We start from the raw sequence: 14,553 nt of genomic DNA, 5'->3' as shown, positions 1-14,553 counted from the left end.
GCTGCCAGGGCCCGGGTGCGGGAGTCGCGGGTCAGTGCGGTGTTCCTCACGTCATCCTCTTCTCTGCAGCTTCGCCACCCGGTGCGTCGTCGGTGACGGCGAGGGCGTGGTTCGTCCATATGCTGGTGCTGCGCGCACAAGTGCGCAACGGGGTTGAACGGATGTGCACGCAAGGGGCGGTGGGGTGAGCGGTCGTGAGGACGCGGTCTACGTGGCTGCGGCGATGTACTACCTGCAGGACGAGACCATGGACGCGATCGCCCGGCGCCTGGGCGTCTCCCGCTCCACGGTGTCTCGGCTGATCAAGCGCGCCCGTGAGACCGGGCTCGTGCACATCAGCATCCAGCCGCGGGCCGCGGCGGCCGACGCCGTCTCCCGCGGCCTGCACCGGCAGTTCGGGGTGCGCGCCCACGTGGTGCCCGTCCGGGAGGGCGCCACCGACGTCCAGCGCCTCGAGCAGGTGGCGCAGGTGGCCGGCCGGCTGGTCTCGGGCTGGATGCAGCCCGGCGTCGTCCTCGGCCTGGCCTGGGGGACCACCATCTCCGCGGTCGTCGAGCACCTGGTCCCGCGGCCGGTGCCGGGCAGCGCCGTCGTCCAGCTCAACGGCGCCGCGAACCCCGTCACCTCCGGCATCCCGTACGCGGGCTCGATCATCTCCGCCGCGGCCGAGGCGTTCGACGCCCGGGTGCACCACTTCCCCGTGCCGGCGTTCTTCGACTTCGCCGGGACCAAGCAGGCGATGTGGCGCGAGCGGTCGATCCGCCGGGTGCTCACGGTCCAGGCGACGGCGGACATCGCGCTGTTCGGTGCGGGCGCGATGACCGGGCCGCTCGCCTCGCACGTCTACGCCGCGGGGTATCTCAGCACCGACGACCTCGCCAGCCTGCGCGCCGAGGGCGTCGTCGGTGACGTGTGCACCGTGCTGCTGCGCGAGGACGGCTCGTGGGCGGACATCGAGCTCAACGCCCGCGCGACCGGCCCCAACCCCCGAGAGCTCGCGCGGATGGCCCGGCGCGTGTGCGTGGCGGCCGGCGCGGCGAAGGTCGCGCCGCTGCTGGGCGCCCTGCGTGCCGGCGCGGTCACCGACCTGGTGATCGACGAGGCCACCGCCCGGGCGCTGATGGAACGGGCGCGCCTGGGTGCGCCGGGGCGTGCCAGTATCCTCGCGTGACCAGCCCCGAGCCGCCCGCCGTCCGCGCCGGTGAGCCGGTGGTGCGGCAGGCACTGCCGGCCGACGTGCGCGGCATCTACGACCTCGTCCAGCCGTTCACCGCCACCCGGGTGCTCATCGCCAAGGAGCTCATCACCTACTTCGAGGCGGTCCAGGAGTTCGTCGTCGCCGAGCTGCCCGAGGCGCCCGGCAAGATCGTGGCCTGCGGTGCGCTGCACGTGCTGTGGGACGACATCGCCGAGATCCGCACCCTCGCCGTCGACCCCGTGTACCAGGGACGCGGGCTGGGGCACCGCCTGCTGGACACGCTCATCGACCGGGCCCGCGCCCTCGGCCTGCGCCGGCTCTTCTGCCTCACCTTCGAGGTGGACTTCTTCACCGGCCACGGCTTCGAGCGGATCGCCGGCACCCCCGTGGGCATGGACGTCTACGCCGAGATGCTCCGCTCCCACGACGACGGCGTGGCCGAGTTCCTCGACCTGGCTCGGGCGAAGCCCAACACTCTCGGCAACACACGGATGCTGCTAGAGCTCTGACGCCGTCGCCGGTGGCCCCGGCGGCGGACGGCGGCGGACGGCGCCGGACGGCGCCGGCTGCGTCAGCGCTTGAGCAGGTGCAGCAGCACCGCCGCCTGCGCACTGACCAGACCGCTCGCGACGACCGCGACCACGGCGCTGGGCCGCACGAAGATCCACGCGACGACGCCCAGCGTCAGCACGACGGCGAGCACGGTCCGGACCGTGGCGAGGTGACGACGGACCCGGATGGTGACCGGGCGCGGTTCGGCGCCGCGCAGCACCGCGCGCAGCCCGAGACCCGCCACGGCGGCCGCCACGAGCATCGCGAGCTGCCCGGCTCCCAGCAGCGTGGCCCCCGGCCACAGCGCCGACGCGTCCTCGGTGAGCAGCGCGACCGCCACCCCCATGACGCCCAGCGCGAAGCACGCCCCGGCGCAGGCCAGGAGCGTGGTGCGCAGGGCGCGGACGGCGCGGCCGGTGGGCGAGGCGGGGTCGGGGAGGCTCACCTGGGCAGGTTAACGCCGGGGCCCGCGGCCCCGATCACGGCAGCCGGTACCAGCCGGCCTGCACCCCCGTGCCCGCGGCGACCAGCCCGTCCGCGACGAGCGAGGCGAGCGCGCGGGCCGGCTGCCCCGGGTCCGGCAGCGCACGCGGGTCCGCGCCGTCGGCTCCCGCGGTGAGCAGCTCCGCCGTCGCCGCCCACTCCTCGGGCGGGTGGGCCCGCAGGTGGGCCATGATCCGGCCCCGGACCTGCCGGTCGGTGCCGTGCCAGGCCTGTGTGCGCCGTCGGGCTGCGTGCTCGTCCGCGGGTCGCCCCGCGCGGAGCCACGCGCACTGCTCCCGCAGCGGGCACTCCGTGCACCGCGGCGAGCGGGCCGTGCACACGAGCGCGCCGAGCTCCATGAGGCCGACGTTCCAGCGCACCGAGGTGGCGGGGTCGGTCGGCAGATGGCTCGCGGCACGCTCGCGCTCGGCGCGCCCGAGTGTGGGCGGCGGCAGGGCGCGGCCTTCCATGGCCCGGGTTAGCACGCGGCGCACGTTGGTGTCGAGGACGACGGCGTTGCGCCCGTGCGCGAACGCCGCGACCGCGGCCGCGGTGTACTGGCCGATCCCGGGCAGGGCGAGCAGTCCCGCCTCGGTGTCGGGGACCACGCCGTCGTGCTCGGCCGTGATCACCCGGGCGCACTCCTGCAGGCGCAGCGCGCGGCGCGGGTACCCCAGCCGGTCCCAGGCGCGCAGCACGTCGGCGGGGCGTGCGACGGCGAGATCAGCGGGTGCGGGCCAGCGCGTCAGCCACGCTCGCCACACCGGCTCCACCCGGGCCACCGGGGTCTGCTGCAGCATGATCTCGCTGACGAGGACGGCCCAGGCGCTGGTGCCCGGACGGCGCCAGGGCAGGTCGCGGGCGTTCGTCTCGAACCACGCCAGGACGGCGGAGCGGATGGTGGGCAGGTCGGGGCGCATCGACTCCAGTGTGCCCGGCGTGGGTGCCACGGCGGGGCGGGGACTCGGCGTTACGGTCGGGCTCGTGGGAACGACGCGACGTGATGCCGAGCGGCCGGCGGGACCCGGGACGGCCGGTGCCCGCCCGGCGCGACCTGGGACGGCCGGCGCGCGCGGGCGTCGCCCCGCGCCGCGCCGTCGGCCCAGCAGGGCCACCATCGTTCGACGCAGGATCGTCGCCCTGCTCGTGGTGCTGGCCGTGCTCGCGCTCGTCGTGTGGGGCGTCGTCGCGGGAATCGGCGCGCTGCGTGGGGCGGCGAACGCCGCCCCGGTCGAGCCGGCTCCCGAGACGAGCACCGGCCCGGTGGACCCCACGGAGTGCGCGCCGCGGGACCTCGAGGTCGAGCTGACCCCCAGCGTGGGCGGTTCGGGGCAGCCGGTGACCTTCGCCGTCGGAATGGTCAACGACGGCGAGGTGGCCTGCCTCGTCGACGCCGGCCGGGCTGCGCTCGTGCTCACGGTGACCTCGGGCTCGGACCGGGTGTGGTCCTCAGGGGACTGCGCGGCCGAGCCGGCGGAGCGGCGCCTGCTGCTCGACGCCGGGGACCGCGCCGAGACCACGCTGACCTGGAGCGGTGCACGCTCGGCGCCGGGCTGCGCCGGCGGTCAGGGTTCGTCCGGGGCCGGCACCTATCGGGTCGAGGCCACGATGGACGGGGCGCTGCTCGGGGGCGTCACCGCGACCTTCGCGCGGGGCTGACGACACCTGGCGGGCGCGGCGAAGGTGCCGACCGTCAGGCGAAGCGTTCGAGGATCGAGGACTCGGCGAGTCGGGAGAGGCCTTCGCGCACCACTCGGGCGCGGTGCGGCCCGACGCCCTCCACGGCCTGCAGGTCCTCCGTCGTCGCGGCCAGCATCGCCTGGAGGTTGCCGCAGTGGCCCACGATCGCCTCGGCGGTGCTGGCGGGCAGTCGGGGAATCTTTGCGAGCACCCGGTACCCGCGAGGCGCGAGCGCGGAGTCGAGCGCCTCGCCGTCGGGTCCGCCGATGCCGAGCGCACGAGCGATGGTGGGCATGTCGATCAGCTCGGCGGAGCTCAGACGCGACAGGGACTCCAGGACCGCCCGCGGTTCGGTGTGGACGCGGTCGCCGAGGTAGTCGCGGACCACCAGGGTGCGGTCGGGATCGATCCCCAGCACGAGCTCCTCGAGCTGGAGGGACAGCAGTCGGCCGTCGGTGCCGAGCTCGATGACGTAGCCGTCCACCTCGGCGGAGATCCGCGAGACCATCTCCAGGCGCTGGATCACCGTGACGACGTCCCGGACGGTGACGAGGTCCTCGATCTCCAGCGCCGAGAGCGTGCCGGAGACCTCGTCCAGGCGCGCCTTGTAGCGCTCGAGCGTGGCCAGGGCCTGGTTCGCCCGCGACAGGATGACGTCGGAATCCTCGATCACGTGCCGGTTGTGGTCCACGTACAGCGCGACCGTGCGCATCGACTGGCTCACCGAGATGACCGGGTAGCCGGCCTGTTTCGCCGCCCGCTCGGCGGTGCGGTGCCGCATGCCCGACTCGGACGTCTCGATGGACGCGTCCGGCAGGAGCTGTGCGTTGGCGCGGCGGATCCGGCGGTTCGCGAAGTCCACGACGACCGCGCCGTCCATCTTGGCCAGCTCTCGCAGCCGGGTGGCGGAGAACTCCACGTCGAGCTCGAACCCGCCTGAGCACATCGCCTCGACCACCTCGTCGTAGCCCAACACCACGATGGCCCCGGTGCGCCCACGCAGGATGCGCTCGAGCCCGTCCCGTAGCTCGGTGCCTGGTGCTACCGCGTGGAGCATGGCGCGGAGCTTGCCGTCGGGGGGGAACTCGGGCACGGCACCTCACATGCTGACTGTGGAAAGCGGTCCAACTCGGTCATCTTATGGGCGCCTGGGCCGACGCGGGGGTTGAGCGGGCGTTCGAGGAGCGTCTGGGGGTATCGATCTGGTCACACCTCCCGGCCGGTCACCTGTGACACGCTGCCACGCTCGGCCGGTGAGCCGGGCTCGCCGACGCGCCACGCCGCCAGGGCAGCCTCGTGGAGGTTGCTCACCGGCCGGACGATGAGGCCGGGCACGGGCTTGAGGTCCGCCGCCCCGTGGGCGGGCACGAGGGCGTGCGTGAATCCCAGCCGGGCGGCCTCTGCCAGGCGCCGCTGGACCCCAACGGTGCTGCGGACCTCTCCCGTCAGGCCCACCTCGCCCATCGCGACGACGCCCTGGTCGATCACCTTGCCCTCTCCGGAGGACAGCACGGCCAGGGCGACGGCGAGGTCGACCGCCGGCTCCACCGCCCGCGCCCCGCCGACAGTGGAGACGTACACGTCCGCGTTGGCCAGCGAGACCCCCAGCCGGGACTGCAGGACCGCGAGCGTCATGGACACCCGGGAGGAGTCCAGCCCCGAGGTGGTGCGCCGCGGCGACCCGAGCGGCGACGGCGCCACGAGGGCCTGGATCTCCGTGGGCATCGGACGGCGCCCCTCCAGTGTCACGGTGACGCAGGTGCCGGGCACGGCCGAGCGCTGCCCGGACAGGAACAGCCCCGAGGGGTCCGCGAGGCCGGTGATCCCGGTGTCGGACAGGTCGAAGCAGCCCACCTCGTCCGTCGGTCCGTACCGGTTCTTCACGGCCCTGACCATCCGCAGCCGGGAGTGGCGATCCCCCTCGAACTGGCAGACGACGTCCACCAGGTGCTCGAGCACACGTGGCCCGGCGATGGAGCCGTCCTTCGTGACGTGCCCGACCAGCAGCACGGGGATGTCGCGGGCCTTGGCCACGTGGATGAGTGCGGAGGCGACCGCGCGGACCTGGCTGGTGCCGCCTGCGGCACCGTCGACGGTGGAGTCGGCGATCGTCTGCACCGAGTCCACCACGAGCAGCGAGGGACCAGTGTTGTCCACGTGCCCCAGCAGCGTTGCCAGATCGGTCTCGGCGGCGAGCAGCAGGTGCGGGGTGAGGGCCCCGATGCGCTCGGCGCGCAGCCGCACCTGGCCGGCGGACTCCTCACCGGTGACGTACAGCACGGGCCCGCCCGGGCCCCCGTCGGACGGGCTGGCGGACACGGCCGCCGCCTTCGCCGCGACGTCGAGCAGCAGGGTCGACTTGCCCACGCCCGGCTCGCCGGCGAGCAGGACGACGGCGCCCGGCACGATCCCACCACCGAGCACCCGGTCGAGCTCGCTGACGCCGGTGCTGCGGGCCCGGGCAGCCTCCACGTCGACGTCGGAGATCGGTCGGGCGGGAGCGGACGGCGCGAGCGCGGCCGGCACCCGGGCCCCGGCTGACGCGCCGGCGCCCTCCTCGACTGTGCCCCACGCCTGGCACTCTCCGCACCGGCCGACCCACTTCGCCGTCGTCCAGCCGCAGTCGCTGCAGCGGAAGGCGGGCTTGGGGGGCCGGGCGGTCTTCGTGGCGGTCGGGCTCATGGTCCCCACGGTAGGGGGCACCGGTGACATGGCCGCCGGCGCCGCCCGGAACCCACCGCCGGTGCCGCCCGGAACCCACCGCCGGCGACGCTCACGACCAGCCCGCTGCCGCCACCCGGCAAGCCCCCGACGCGGACCCGGGGCATAAGGTCGAAACCAGAACCGACCGGAAGGACCCACCACCCATGACCGAGCGCCAGATACTCACCGAGGAACTGCTGAACCGCATCCGTGCGCGCGCGGCGCGCTACGACGCCGAGAACGCCTTCCCGCACGAGGACCTCGCCGACCTCCAGGCCGCCGGTTACCTCACCGCCATGGTCCCCGCGGAGCTCGGCGGCGCCGGGCTGAGCCTTGAGGAGATGACCCGCGAGCAGATGCGCCTGGCCGGCGCGGCGCCCGCGACCGCGCTCGCGGTCAACATGCACCACGTGTGGGTCGGCGTCGCCAAGTCCGTCCACGACCGCGGCGACGACTCCTGCGACTTCATCCTCCACGAGGCGGCCGCCGGGGAGATCTTCGCCTTCGGCGTCTCGGAGGCGGGCAACGACCTGGTCCTCTTCGGCTCGGTCACCGAGGCACGGCCCGACGGCGAGGGCGGCTACTCCTTCCACGGCCTGAAGATCTTCACCTCCCTCGCCCCGGTGTGGACGCGCCTGGGCACCTTCGGCGAGGACTCCACCGGCCCGGACGGCCCGCTCAACGTGTGGGGCTTCCTCAACCGCGACGGCGGCGGCGTGGAGACGGTGGGGGAGTGGGACGTGATGGGCATGCGCGCCTCCCAGTCCTTCTCCACCCGGCTCGACGGCGCCCACGCGGCCGCCGACCGGATCGTGCGGCGCATCCCGCCCGGGCCCACGACGGACCCGTTCATCTTCGGGATCTTCGCGAATTTCGAGATCCTTCTCGCCGCGGTCTACACCGGTGTGGCGAAGCGGGCAATCGACGTCGCCGTCGCGACCGTCCACAAGCGCACCTCGCTGAAGAACGGCGGCGCGCCGTACGCCAACGACCCCGACATCCGGTGGCGGCTGGCCGACGCGGCCATCCAGCTGGACGGCATCTACCCCCAGATCGCGCAGGCCGCCCGCGACGTCGACGAGCAGGTGGACCGCGGTGCGCTGTGGATGCCGCAGCTCTCCGCGGTGAAGTCCCGCGCCAGCGAGGTGGCGCTCGACGTGGTGACCAAGTGCGTGCGCGCCTCCGGGGGGTCGTCCTACTCCAACGACAAGGAGCTCTCGCGCCTGTACCGGGACGTGCTCGCCGGGATCTTCCACCCCAGCGACGACGAGTCCGTCCACGGCGCGTGGGCGAACGTTCTCCTGGGGCCGGTGCCGGCAGCGGGCACGGACTGAGCCTGGCGTCGTGACCGGGCTGCGAACGGACTGACCCGGACGAGAGCCCCTCGAGCCGCCGATACCCTGGCACGACCGATCCGACGTCCGGCAGGAGCGACATGGACAAGCCCCCGGGCGTTCGAGCGAGGCGGCAGTCGCCCTCCATGGCGGACGTGGCCGTGCGGGCCGGGGTGTCGCACCAGACGGTGTCCCGCGTGCTCAACAACCCCGAGACGGTCCGGCCGGACACCCGGGAGCGGGTGCTCGCGGCGATCGGCGCGCTCGGCTACCGCCGCAACACCGCGGCCCGGGCACTGGTCACGAGGCGGACCCGACTCATCGGCGTCGTCAATCCCGGCGAGGCGCGGTTCGGGCCCACCAACACCACGGTCGCCATCGAGGAGGCCGCCCGCGAGGCCGGTTACGCCACGACGGTGACGGTCATCCGGGACGCACGCGCGGCAACGATCCAGGCCGCTCTAGACCACTTCCTGAGCCTGGGGGTCGACGGCATCGTCGTCGTCGCCGCCCGGAGCCAGGTGGCCGCCGCGGCGGAGAGGCTGGCGGGCGAACTACCGGTGGTCATGGTCGCTGCCGGGCTGCGCTCGACCTCCTCGCTCCACGTCGTGGCGGTCGACCAGGAGCTCGGGGCTCGCCTGGCCACGCGCCACCTCATCGACCTCGGCCACACCGAGATCGTGCACGTCAGCGGACCGAACGACTGGTTCGACGCCCGTGCCCGCGTGGCCGGGTGGCGCCGCGAGATGGAGCAGGCCGGCCTGGAGGTCTCCCCGCTCGTCGCGGGCGGCTGGGACGGGATCCAGGGCTACGACCTCGCGCACCGGTTCGTGCGGGAGCGTCGCGTCCCCCACGCCGTCTTCGCGGCCAACGACCAGATGGCGCTCGGCATGCTCCGGGCGTTCTACGAGGCCGGCGTCCGCGTGCCCGAGGACGTCTCCGTGGTCGGGTTCGACGACATCGCCGGCTCCGAGTACTTCACCCCGCCCCTGACGACGGTGCGCCAGCCGTTCGCCGCAGTCGGCCGGCGGTGCCTCGAGGTGGTGCTCGGCGCGCTCGACGGCGGACGCCCGAGCACCACGCTTATCCCCCCGGAGCTGGTGATCCGCGCGTCGTCCGGCCCGCCGCCCTCGAGCGCGCCCGCCTGACCCCGCCCTGCCGTCCCACTTTCGGCGGAATTGTGCCGCTTTAGCCCGTATCTCGACCCGATATCGGTACGCCGGGCCCGCTTGACACGCGAGATGTGAGCGTTAACATTGGCAGCGATGTTAGCGCTCACATTAGGGCGCACCAGATGGCCGCGCGGAGCAGTGCGGTCGAGGCAAGGGGGCTTCGATGGTGGATCTCAGCACCGCCTGCGTGGTGGGGGTGGACTACGGGACCCTCTCGGGCCGCGCAGTGGTGGTCCGTGCGGCGACCGGCGAGGAGCTGGGCAGCGCGGTGCACGAGTACCCGCACGCGGTCATGGACCGTCGGCTCACCGCCGCGGACGGACGGGCCCTGCCACCGGACTGGGCCTTGCAGGCGCCGGCGGACTACGTCGAGGTGCTGCGAACGGCGGTGCCGGCGGCGCTCGCGGCGGCGGGGGTGGACCCGGCCGACGTGGTCGGTCTCGGCACGGATTTCACGGCGTGCACGATGGTGCCGGTCGACGCCAACGGCACGCCGTTGTGCGAGCTGGACCGGTTCGCCGACCGGCCGCACGCGTACGTCAAGCTGTGGAAGCACCACGCGGCGCAGCCGCAGGCGGACCGTATCAACGAGCTCGCGCACCGCCGCGGGGAGTCGTGGATCAAGCGTTATGGCGGCCTGATCTCCTCGGAGTGGGAGTTCGCCAAGGGCCTGCAGCTGCTCGAGGAGGACCCCGAGGTCTACGACGCGATGGCGCACTGGGTCGAGGCGGCGGACTGGATCGTCTGGCAGCTGACCGGCACGTACGTGCGCAACGCGTGCACGGCGGGGTACAAGGGGATCTATCAGGACGGGGCGTACCCGGCCGAGGACTTCCTGGCCGAGCTCAACCCGCACTTCGCCGGGTTCGTCCGCGACAAGCTCGAGCACGAGATCGGCCAGCTGGGGCAGCGCGCGGGCGGGCTGAGCGCCCAGGCCGCGGCATGGACGGGCCTGCCGGAGGGCATCGCGGTGGCGGTGGGCAACGTCGACGCCCACGTGACCGTGCCGGCCGCGGACGCCGTCGACCCCGGGCAGATGGTCGCCATCATGGGCACGTCCACCTGCCACGTGATGAACGGCGAGACCCTGGCGGAGGTCCAGGGCATGTGCGGGGTGGTCCACGGCGGCATCGTCGAGGGCGTGTGGGGGTACGAGGCCGGCCAGTCCGGTGTCGGGGACATCTTCGGGTGGTTCGTCGACAATGCGGTGCCACCGCAGTACGTGGACGAGGCCCAGAAGCGTGGGATCTCCGTGCACGAGCTGTTGACCGAGAAGGCGGCCGCGCAGCCGGTGGGCGCGCACGGCCTGGTCGCTCTGGACTGGCACTCGGGCAACCGGTCGGTGCTGGTGGACCACGAGCTGTCCGGGCTCGTCCTGGGCCTGACGCTGACCACGCGCCCGGAGGAGGTCTACCGGGCGCTGCTGGAGGCCACCGCGTTCGGCACCCGGGTGATCGTCGAGGCGTTCGACGACGCCGGTGTGCCGGTCAACGAGCTGGTGGTGGCCGGCGGGCTGCTGAAGAACCGGTTCCTCATGCAGCTGTACTCCGACGTCACCCGTCTGCCGCTGTCGACCATCGTGTCCGAGCAGGGCCCGGCGCTGGGCTCGGCGATCCATGCCACGGTCGCGGCGGGGCTGCACGCGGACGTCCGCACGGCCGCGCGGGCCATGGGCAAACGGGTCGTGGCTGCCTACACGCCCGACGAGGACGCGGCGCTGCGCTACGACGCGCTGTTCGCCGAGTACAAGACGCTGCACGACTACTTCGGCCGCGGCGGCAACGACGTCATGCACCGCCTCAAGAAGCTGCGCCGCGAGGTCGTCTCCGCCGCCACCAGAGAGGCCGCCGCGGCCGCCGAGAGCGACGCGTTCGAGAGGCAGGCGCGATGAGCGTCCAGCTCACTGGGCTGCCGGCCGACGTCCGGGACGCGGTGGCCGGCACCCGCGCACGGGTGGCCACGCTGCACGCCGAGCTGCCCCGGTGGGAGCTGGTGGTGTGGACGGCGGGCAACGTCTCCGAGCGTGTGCCGGGGGCGGACCTGTTCGTCATCAAGCCCTCGGGGGTGTCCTACGACGAGCTAGCGCCGGAGCTGATGGTGGTGTGCGACCTGGAGGGCAACAAGATCGACGACGGCACTCCTGCGCACCTGCAGCCCTCCTCCGACACCGCCGCCCACGCGTACGTCTACCGGCACATGGCGCACGTGGGTGGGGTGGTGCACACGCACTCGACGTACGCGACGGCGTGGGCGGCGCGGGGGGAGCCGATCCCGTGCGTGCTGACGATGATGGCGGACGAGTTCGGTGGGGACGTCCCGGTGGGGCCGTTCGCGCTGATCGGGGACGACTCGATCGGGCGTGGGATCGTCGAGACCCTGCAGGGGTCGCACTCGCCGGCGGTGCTGATGCGCAACCACGGACCCTTCACGGTCGGGAAGGACGCCCGCGCGGCGGTCAAGGCCGCCGTGCTGTGCGAAGAGGTCGCCCGCACCGTGCACGTCGCCCGCCAGCTCGGCGAACCCGTCCCCATCCCCCCGGCGGACATCGAGAAGCTGTTCGACCGGTACCAGAACGTCTACGGCCAGCCCGCCCGGCAGGAGGAGCAGCGCGCATGAAGAACCCGTATGAGGGCAAGGAGATCTGGTTCCTCACCGGGAGTCAGGACCTGTACGGCGAGGAGACCCTGGCCCGGGTGGCGGAGCAGTCCCGCGCGGTGGCGACCTTGCTCGACGAGGCCATGGGCGTCCCGGTCAAGGTGGTGTGGAAGCCGGTGCTGAAGGACCGCGACGCGATCCGCCGGGCCGCGCTGGACGCCAACGCGGACGAGGCGTGCCTAGGCGTGATCACCTGGATGCACACCTTCTCCCCGGCGAAGATGTGGATCCTGGGCCTGGAGGCCCTGACCAAGCCGATGCTCCATCTGCACACGCAGGCCAACGTGGCCCTGCCGTGGGCCGACATCGACATGGACTTCATGAACCTGAACCAGGCCGCTCACGGCGACCGGGAGTTCGGGTACATCGTGACCCGGCTGGGGGTGGCGCGCAAGACCGTCGTCGGGCACGCCTCCGACGCCCGGGTGCAGGCCAGGGTCGGCACCTGGGCGCGGGCGGCGGCGGGCTGGGACGCCATGCGGCACCTGCGCCTGGCCCGCTTCGGGGACAACATGCGCGACGTCGCCGTCACCGAGGGCGACAAGACCGAGGCCGAGATCCGCCTCGGGGTCTCGGTCAACACCTGGGGCGTGAACGACCTCGTCGCTGCCGTGGACGCGGCCAGCGACGCCGAGGTCGACGAGCTGGTGGCCCAGTACGACCAGCAGTACGACGTGGCCGCCGAGCTGCGGCCGGGCGGGGCACGGCACGAGTCGTTGCGCTACGGCGCCCGCATCGAGATCGGCCTGCGGACCTTCCTGGAGCAAGGCGGCTTCGCTGCCTTCACCACGAACTTCCAGGACCTGGGCGGGCTGCGCCAGCTGCCCGGCCTGGCCGTCCAGCGCCTCATGGCCGACGGGTACGGCTTCGGCGCCGAGGGCGACTGGAAGACCGCGATCCTGGTCCGGGCCGCGAAGGTCATGGGCTACGGGTTGCCCGGCGGGGCGTCGTTGATGGAGGACTACACCTACGAGCTCACCCCGGGCAAGGAGAAGATCCTCGGCGCCCACATGCTCGAGATCTGCCCGACGCTGACCACTGCGCGCGCCCGCCTGGAGGTCCACCCCCTGGGCATCGGCGAACGGGAGGACCCCGTCCGGCTCGTCTTCGACACCGACCCCGGTCCCGGCGTCGTGGTGGCCATGTCCGACATGCGTGAACGGTTCCGCCTGACGGCCAACGTGGTCGACGTCGTCGGCCCGGACGAGCCGCTGCCCAACCTGCCCGTGGCCCGGGCGGTGTGGCAACCCCACCCGGACCTGGCCACCTCGGCGGAGTGCTGGCTGACCGCCGGCGCCGCCCACCACACGGTGCTGACCACCGCGGTGGGTCTGGAGGCCTTCGAGGACCTCGCCGACATCGCGGGCATCGAGCTCGCCGTCATCGACGCCGGGACCACCGCCCGCGGCTTCACCCGCGAGCTCCGGCTCAACCAGGCCTACTACCGACTGGCCCAAGGGATGTGAGGACCGTCACACTGTTCCCCATACCGGGGACGTACGAACGCCCGGCCGCTCCTGCGGCGGTCCGGAGCCGTGGAGCCGCCAGCGGCTCGACCCGACGCAGGACACTTCAAGGAGGAAGCATGAGAAGGAACAAGGTCGTGGTGGCCGTTGCGGGCATCACGCTGGCGCTGGGGCTCGGGGCCTGCTCCGGTGGGGGCGCGGGCAGCGGGAACGGTGGTGCCAGCGGCGACGGCGGTAGCGAGGGTGCCAGCGGGGAAGGCGGCACCGTGGGCGTCAGCATGCCCACCCAGACCTCCGAGCGCTGGATCGCCGACGGTGACGCCGTCGAGTCCGGACTGAAGGACGCCGGGTACGACGTGACCCTGCAGTTCGCCGGTGACGACATCCCCACGCAGTCCCAGCAGATCGACCAGATGATCACGACGGGCGTGGACCTGCTCATCGTCGCCGCGATCGACGGGACCGCGCTGTCCGGGCAACTGCAGGCGGCGGCCGATGCTGGGATCCCGGTGATCTCCTACGACCGGCTGATCCGGGACACGGAGAACGTCGACTTCTACGTCACCTTCGACAACGAGGAGGTCGGCGTCCAGCAGGCCACCGCGCTGCTCACGGGCCTCGGCGTGCTCAACGCGGACGGCTCGAAGGGGTCCGAGGCCGGCCCGTTCAACATCGAGCTCTTCGCGGGTTCGCTGGACGACAACAACGCGCACTTCTTCTGGAAGGGCGCCATGGACACGCTCCAGCCCTACATCGACGACGGCACGCTCGTCGTGAAGTCGGGTCAGACCACCATCGAGCAGGGCGCCATCCTCCGGTGGGCGCAGGAGACGGCGCAGAAGCGCATGGAAGACCTCCTGACCGCCGCGTACAGCGACGGCTCCCAGCTCGACGGCGTCCTCTCGCCGTTCGACGGCATCTCCCGCGGCATCCTCACGGCGCTGCAGAACGCCGGCTACGGCCCGACCATCGCCGACGGCATGCCCATCGTCACCGGTCAGGACGCCGAGATCGCCTCGGTGAAGCTGATCAACGACGACGTCCAGTCCTCGACGATCTTCAAGGACACCCGCAAGCTCGCCGACCAGGCGGTGACCTCCGCCGAGGCCTTCCTGGCGGGGAACGAGCCCGAGGCGAACGACACCGAGACGTACGACAACGGCGTCAAGGTCGTCCCGTCCTTCCTGCTCCCCGTGGACGTGGTCTTCAAGGACGACATCCAGTCGCTGCTGATCGACTCCGGCTACTACACCCAGGACCAGGTCGAGTCCGGCCAGGCCTGATCGCGTGGTCGGTGGGCCCGGTACCGC

Annotated in this window: 13 protein-coding genes; 9 read left to right on the top strand and 4 right to left on the bottom strand. The window is 72.8% G+C overall.

Annotated features, from left to right (window positions below; translation table 11 throughout):
* Positions 1-184 precede the first annotated feature (184 nt).
* Entirely contained in the window at positions 185-1,171 is a 987-nt protein-coding gene (locus FE374_RS16420) for a sugar-binding transcriptional regulator (protein WP_230978351.1), read from the top strand.
* Positions 1,168-1,707, top strand: a complete 540-nt coding sequence (locus tag FE374_RS16415; RefSeq protein WP_139930277.1) for an amino-acid N-acetyltransferase — start codon at positions 1,168-1,170, stop codon at positions 1,705-1,707. The genes FE374_RS16420 and FE374_RS16415 overlap by 4 nt, the downstream gene beginning before the upstream one ends.
* A 62-nt stretch (positions 1,708-1,769) precedes the next feature.
* Here the strand turns inward: FE374_RS16415 and FE374_RS16410 are convergent, their stop codons facing one another.
* Together FE374_RS16410 and FE374_RS16405 are read right to left on the bottom strand one after the other, a co-directional pair.
* Complete coding sequence (locus tag FE374_RS16410; protein WP_139930275.1) at positions 1,770-2,195, bottom strand: hypothetical protein; 426 nt, start codon at positions 2,193-2,195, stop codon at positions 1,770-1,772.
* A 34-nt stretch (positions 2,196-2,229) separates the two neighbouring features.
* Complete coding sequence (locus FE374_RS16405; RefSeq protein WP_139930272.1) at positions 2,230-3,153, bottom strand: HhH-GPD family protein; 924 nt, start codon at positions 3,151-3,153, stop codon at positions 2,230-2,232.
* 64 nt (positions 3,154-3,217) lie between these two features.
* Between FE374_RS16405 and FE374_RS16400 the strand changes: the two genes are divergently transcribed.
* The gene (locus FE374_RS16400) at positions 3,218-3,892 is read left to right on the top strand and encodes a hypothetical protein (RefSeq protein ID WP_139930270.1); all 675 of its coding nucleotides are present in this window, start codon (positions 3,218-3,220) and stop codon (positions 3,890-3,892) included.
* Positions 3,893-3,926: 34 nt separating this feature from the next.
* Here FE374_RS16400 and disA read toward each other — a convergent pair whose 3' ends face one another.
* Both disA and radA read right to left on the bottom strand, forming a co-directional pair.
* Positions 3,927-4,970: a DNA integrity scanning diadenylate cyclase DisA gene (gene disA / locus FE374_RS16395; protein WP_139931652.1), complete on the bottom strand. Its 1,044-nt coding sequence runs from the start codon at positions 4,968-4,970 to the stop codon at positions 3,927-3,929.
* Between the two features lie 149 nt (positions 4,971-5,119).
* Positions 5,120-6,595, bottom strand: a complete 1,476-nt coding sequence (gene radA, locus FE374_RS16390) for a DNA repair protein RadA (RefSeq protein WP_139930268.1) — start codon at positions 6,593-6,595, stop codon at positions 5,120-5,122.
* A 185-nt stretch (positions 6,596-6,780) separates the two neighbouring features.
* Here radA and FE374_RS16385 point away from each other — a divergent pair, with 185 nt between their 5' ends.
* The 6 genes from FE374_RS16385 to chvE all read left to right on the top strand — a co-directional run bounded on the left by FE374_RS16385 (position 6,781) and on the right by chvE (position 14,526).
* On the top strand, positions 6,781-7,950 hold the full coding sequence (locus tag FE374_RS16385) for an acyl-CoA dehydrogenase family protein (RefSeq protein ID WP_139930266.1): 1,170 nt from the start codon (positions 6,781-6,783) through the stop codon (positions 7,948-7,950).
* Between the two features lie 101 nt (positions 7,951-8,051).
* Positions 8,052-9,098, top strand: coding sequence for a LacI family DNA-binding transcriptional regulator (locus tag FE374_RS16380; protein WP_230978350.1), 1,047 nt, complete (start codon positions 8,052-8,054; stop codon positions 9,096-9,098).
* A gap of 187 nt (positions 9,099-9,285) precedes the next feature.
* A complete protein-coding gene (gene araB, locus FE374_RS16375; protein WP_139930264.1) occupies positions 9,286-11,013 on the top strand; it encodes a ribulokinase in 1,728 nt (575 codons plus the stop codon).
* Complete coding sequence (locus tag FE374_RS16370; protein WP_139930262.1) at positions 11,010-11,738, top strand: L-ribulose-5-phosphate 4-epimerase; 729 nt, start codon at positions 11,010-11,012, stop codon at positions 11,736-11,738. Before araB ends, FE374_RS16370 begins: the two co-directional genes overlap by 4 nt.
* Entirely contained in the window at positions 11,735-13,243 is a 1,509-nt protein-coding gene (gene araA, locus FE374_RS16365) for an L-arabinose isomerase (RefSeq protein WP_139930260.1), read from the top strand. The genes FE374_RS16370 and araA overlap by 4 nt, the downstream gene beginning before the upstream one ends.
* A 119-nt stretch (positions 13,244-13,362) precedes the next feature.
* Positions 13,363-14,526, top strand: a complete 1,164-nt coding sequence (chvE, locus tag FE374_RS16360) for a multiple monosaccharide ABC transporter substrate-binding protein (protein ID WP_139930258.1) — start codon at positions 13,363-13,365, stop codon at positions 14,524-14,526.
* The last annotated feature ends 27 nt before the right edge of the window (positions 14,527-14,553 follow it).

The organism is Georgenia yuyongxinii (assembly GCF_006352065.1).
Classification (GTDB): domain Bacteria; phylum Actinomycetota; class Actinomycetes; order Actinomycetales; family Actinomycetaceae; genus Georgenia; species Georgenia yuyongxinii.
Note: the sequence above shows the minus strand (reverse complement) of the source record. Positions and strands in the feature narration are given on the sequence as shown.

Excerpts from the sequence above, each read along its gene's own strand:
- FE374_RS16385 (WP_139930266.1), top strand. The coding sequence starts at position 6,781 with ATGACCGAGCGCCAGATACTCACCGAGGAACTGCTGAACCGCATCCGT.
- disA (WP_139931652.1), bottom strand. The coding sequence starts at position 4,970 with ATGCTCCACGCGGTAGCACCAGGCACCGAGCTACGGGACGGGCTCGAG.
- araB (WP_139930264.1), top strand. The coding sequence starts at position 9,286 with ATGGTGGATCTCAGCACCGCCTGCGTGGTGGGGGTGGACTACGGGACC.
- chvE (WP_139930258.1), top strand. The coding sequence starts at position 13,363 with ATGAGAAGGAACAAGGTCGTGGTGGCCGTTGCGGGCATCACGCTGGCG.
- FE374_RS16370 (WP_139930262.1), top strand. The coding sequence starts at position 11,010 with ATGAGCGTCCAGCTCACTGGGCTGCCGGCCGACGTCCGGGACGCGGTG.
- araA (WP_139930260.1), top strand. The coding sequence starts at position 11,735 with ATGAAGAACCCGTATGAGGGCAAGGAGATCTGGTTCCTCACCGGGAGT.
- FE374_RS16405 (WP_139930272.1), bottom strand. The coding sequence starts at position 3,153 with ATGCGCCCCGACCTGCCCACCATCCGCTCCGCCGTCCTGGCGTGGTTC.
- FE374_RS16380 (WP_230978350.1), top strand. The coding sequence starts at position 8,052 with ATGGACAAGCCCCCGGGCGTTCGAGCGAGGCGGCAGTCGCCCTCCATG.
- radA (WP_139930268.1), bottom strand. The coding sequence starts at position 6,595 with ATGAGCCCGACCGCCACGAAGACCGCCCGGCCCCCCAAGCCCGCCTTC.